A 3,501-nucleotide genomic window follows, 5' to 3' on the forward strand; every position below is an offset into this window, starting at 1 on the left:
TAGCGCGGCAGGAAGGCGTCACCTCGTAGGTGGCGATATGCCAGTGCGCCAGATTCACCACACTGCAATGGCTCACCATCACACCTTTCGGGCGGCCCGTAGAACCGGACGTATAAATCACATAGGCTACTGAAGAAGGCGTAACGTTTACGGCAGGATCAGTAAGCGGTTGCGCTGCCAACAGTGCGGAAGCTGTGTCCAGGCACAGCGTTTCCACATCGCCGCACAAGGCAGCGTGTGCGCTGGTTGTCAATACCAGCGAAGCATTTACATCGGACAACATGTAGGCGATCCTGTCCTGCGGGTAGCTCGTATCCACCGGAACGTAAGCCGCGCCGGCCTTCAGGATACCCAGCATTGCCATCACCAGTTCAGGCGTACGGTTGGCGCACACCGGTATCAGATCTCCTTTTTGTACACCCCGGCTTAACAGATAATGCGCCAGCTGTGCTGCGCGCGCTTCCAGTTCGCGGTACGTCCACGTGATGCCTGCATGCGTCAGCGCTGCTGCATCTGGCGTCTGTGCGGCCTGTGCTGCAATAAGGTCCGTTAACGTACGGTCAATATCTGCAGGGTACGACGCCGGAACGCAAGAAAATTCTTCCAGTAAGGAAGAACGTTCGGCCGCGGTCAGCAGAGAAACAGTTCCCAGCTTCGCTTTATCAGCTGTCATAAACTGCTGCAATACTTCCCGGAAATGCCCGGTCAGCCGCTGCACATATTGCTTATCCAGCAAGGCAGCGTTGTAGCTGAACTGGATATGTATTTCCTCCGCAGCAGCAACGACAACGCTCAGCGGATAGTTCGTATGTTCGTTCAGGTTAACATCAGTGATTGCCATCTGCCAGTGGCGGGATTGTACTGCCTCGCTCACCGGGTAGTTTTCAAATACCAGCAGACTGTCAAACAGATCTCCGCTGATACCGCTCCAGCGCTGTATCTGGGTCAGCGGTGTATATTCATATTCCCTGGAACGGATCTGGCTTTCCTGCAGTTGCAGTAACCATTCCCTCACCGGCTGATCGCGGTCGGCAGCAATATGCAAAGGCTGCGTATTGATATACATTCCCACTTTTTGCTCAATGCCCGGTAATGCACTGTTTCTGCCGGAAACAGTGACTCCGAATACAACAGATCCGTTGCGGGTGTAGTTATGCAATATCCAGCCCCAGGCGCCCTGCATCAGGGTATTGACAGTAAGGCCATGCCGCTGCGCATATTGCTGTATACCGGATGTGAATGCCGCGTCCAGTACCAGGTGTTCTTTTTCATAAGTACCGATACCTTTCGTATGATCGGCTCCCGCCGCAATAAATGGCAGCAGGGTGGCTGTTTCCAGCCCGTTCATATAAGAACGCCAGTACTGTTCTTCTGCCGTTTTATCCTGCCGGCCTATGTACCGGATATAATCTCCGTAACGGTCTTCTTCTTCCAATACCGGTGTAATACCGTTGGACAATGACTCATACGTCTGCAATAATTCTTCTATTAATACCGGCAAAGACCAGCCATCCAGTAAGAGGTGATGATAAGTCCATACCATGCGGTAGGTATTATCCCCTGTTTGCAGCAGCGTCACTCTCATCAGCGGCGGCCGCCTGTAATCGAAACCGCGCGCCTGATCTTTCTGAATGTATACAGCGATGGCCGCTTCCTGGTTTTCATGACGGCAGTCGATTACGGTAAACGGCAGGGATACGTTACGGTACACACATTGCACCGGAACTGCCAGCGCTTCATAGTTAAAGCTGCTGCGCAGGATGGAATGACGCGCCGTTACCTGTTCCCAGCTCTGCTGCAGCCAGGCGGTGTTTACATTACCTACGGTGCAAATAAACTGCTCAATATAAGCGGCAGTATGTTCGTCATAAACATCGTGAAACAACATACCTTCCTGCAATCCGCTCAGGCGGTAAATATCTGTAACGGAGGCCGACAGGTTATCAGGGCCGCAGAGGAACTGGTCCAGCTGCCGGTAATGCACCACGCCGGTTAAGCCATAGTCCGACGGCGTAAACACAGGCTCCTGCTGCGCCACGCAATGGCTGATCAATGCTTCCAGTTCACGCAGACAGGCATCTGCCAGGGCTTCGATGGTAGCCGCATTAAAGTGCAGCCGGCTATAGGTCCAGTTAAAGGACAGCACGCCGTTCTGCACCATACTGTTGATGGTAATTTTTTCGCGCAGCGGGTAGCCTTCACCTACATCTTCTCCGGTAGCGGCATCAGACAGCTGTATGGCACTGTCTGTACGGGAAGAATTATCCAGCTGCCCCAGGTAGTTGAACACCAGCTCCCACGGTTGCCGGCCCTGTAAAGACGGCTCCCGGTTAATATATTTCAATACGCCGAAGCCCAGACCTTTGTCCGGAATTTCCCGTAATTGTTCCTTTATGCTTTTGATGAGATCTGCCGCAGTACCGGTAGCAGCGGTACGCAGCGATACCGGGTACAGGTTGGTAAACCAGCCTATCGTGCGGCTGATGTCCGCATCTTTACTGATTTCCTCACGGCCATGCCCTTCCAGACCGATTACCACCTGCGTAGTATTACTCCAGTTGCCCAATGTCCGTGCGAGCGCCGCCAGCAGTATATCGTTAATCTCTGTATGGTAAGCTGCAGGCGCCTCCTGTAATAACTGACGCGTTGCTGCTGCAGGCAGCTGAATGCTGTAGCGGTCCGTATGCTTTGCATATACAGTGGCAGTGGTGACATGATCTGCAGCCAGTCTGAAATCCGCGGCTACGGCACGTTGCCAGTAATCCAGCTGTGACTGTACCTGTTCCCGCTGACCATACCTTGTCAGTTCCTGCTGCCACTGACGGTAAGAAGTACCCTTAACGTCCAGGGCTACACGCTGACCCGACAGGCTGCCTTCCAGCAGGCGGGATAAGTCTTCCAGCAGGATACGCCAGGAAACTACATCCACCGCCAGGTGATGAATCACCAGCAGCAAACGGTTCTCTGGTATATTTTCTCCCGTAGTAAATAATACTGACCGTAAGATATTGCCTTCGCTGATATGCAGTGACTCCTGGTAAGCCTGGCTACGGATGGCGATTTCTTTGGTAAGGTCTGTAGCGGCAATACCGGAGAGGTCTGTAGTTTCCAGCACCGCGTAATGATCGCTGTAGTATTGCTCCCGGCCCGAAGCGGTTTCTCTGTACCGGAAACGCAGCGCATCGTGATGCGATTGCAGTTCCTGTAATGCTTCAGACAACATGGCGGCCGTAATACTTTTATCTGCTGATAATAAAACACTCTGGTTAAAATGATGCTGCACCGGCTCCTGTTCAAAGAACCATTGCTGGATTGGCAACAGGCCGGATACACCGCTGAGTAATCCCTGTTCGCCCTGTCCGCCTGCCTCCTGCCGGCGCGCCTGCAGTACTTCACTCAGGCGGCTGATGGTCTGGTGCAGGAAGATATCACGCGCCTGTAACGTATAGCCGTGACGTTTAATACGGCTCACTACCTGGATGGTAATGATGGAGTCGCCTC

1 protein-coding gene is annotated in these 3,501 nt (G+C 53.1%); it reads right to left on the reverse strand.

The genetic code is table 11. The annotated features are described in order from the left end of the window. The coding region (locus GWG06_RS30315; RefSeq protein WP_160718174.1) for a condensation domain-containing protein at nucleotides 1-3,501 on the reverse strand (3,501 nt) is incomplete at both ends.

It is taken from the genome of Chitinophaga solisilvae, assembly GCF_009928525.1.
Taxonomy (GTDB): Bacteria; Bacteroidota; Bacteroidia; order Chitinophagales; family Chitinophagaceae; genus Chitinophaga; species Chitinophaga solisilvae.